Here is a 1,078-nt window from a genome sequence, read left to right on the forward strand (position 1 = left end):
TAAGAAACAAGCTATTGCAACGTATTTGTGCCGTAATTACTTCAGGTCAGGAATATGACAAGAACTATTACATGCTAAACTTAGCAGCAGCATAATTAAATAAGAATTTTTAACCTGAATTGTTTGGTTTATCCATAGAATTCGGGAGAGCGTCACCGCCTTCAAGATTTAGCTTTTGTTAGGGTGCATTATTCTTAATGAATTCAATGCTTTTCAATCTTTCCTTTTCGTAATAAAAGTCAGATATAGAATCAATATTAATGTCAATTTGATAGGTAGCGAAAACCATATTCTCTAAATCAAACTTCCATTTTGTAGGTTTCATTTTTCCAGATTCGTTATCGGAAAATCCAACTATTTCTATCCAACTATCTGTTATCCAATTTGCAGTCTCAGGAATACAAGAACTGCCACAAAATAATAAGGTTGCACTTTTGTTATCACTTAATCTAATTATTTGCACTTTCATGTCAATACCACTTCCATAAGAAATTAGTTTATTGTTTCTATTCTCAATTGCAAGAGAATAACTGTCCAAATCAATAAAATAAGTTGAGTCTGTTGAATAAATATAGAACGTCTTATAGATATCAGTGCACTTCTCAGTAAGATCATAATCAGACCAAGTAATTTTCAATTTCGAATCATTTCCTACTTTTTGAAAATCCTCATGATTCAGATTATAAAACTTAAGCCATTTACCATACTCAATTAGATCCTTATGACACAAACCCTTCGATGTTGCAGTTAGTGTCAGAATAATAATAAATGAATATGTGATTATCTTTCTCATTAAGTATTTGATTTAAATTGTTGGCTTTAATGCACCCTAACGGTTTTGCTAAAATTTGAGGGCGATTTAGAATTGCCACCTTATCAAAACCGCTTGCGTTTATTGTTTTTGTTTCGTTATCAATTTGAGCGTCACCACCCTTGAATTTTAATTTTTGTTGGCAACCGTTTTTACTCACTTGGATTAAATCCGTACATAAAATCATTCAGTTGACCGTCTGAACTTTCTAGTCCAACTATATCCATTAATTCTTCAAAATAGCAACAAATTCGTTCTCTATCTTCT

The 1,078-nt window shown here is 31.6% G+C and carries 2 protein-coding genes; both read right to left on the reverse strand.

Going from position 1 to position 1,078, the window contains the following annotated elements; genetic code table 11:
- Window positions 1-178 precede the first annotated feature (178 nt).
- Window positions 179-793 (reverse strand): hypothetical protein, encoded by a 615-nt coding sequence (locus ELS83_RS21665; protein WP_171597624.1) that lies wholly within the window; start codon window positions 791-793, stop codon window positions 179-181.
- 170 nt (window positions 794-963) lie between these two features.
- Window positions 964-1,078: DUF4844 domain-containing protein (locus ELS83_RS22815; protein ID WP_171597577.1), on the reverse strand; the 115-nt coding region annotated here is incomplete at its 5' end.

It is taken from the genome of Marinifilum caeruleilacunae (assembly GCF_013141825.1).
Taxonomy (GTDB): domain Bacteria; phylum Bacteroidota; class Bacteroidia; order Bacteroidales; family Marinifilaceae; genus Marinifilum; species Marinifilum caeruleilacunae.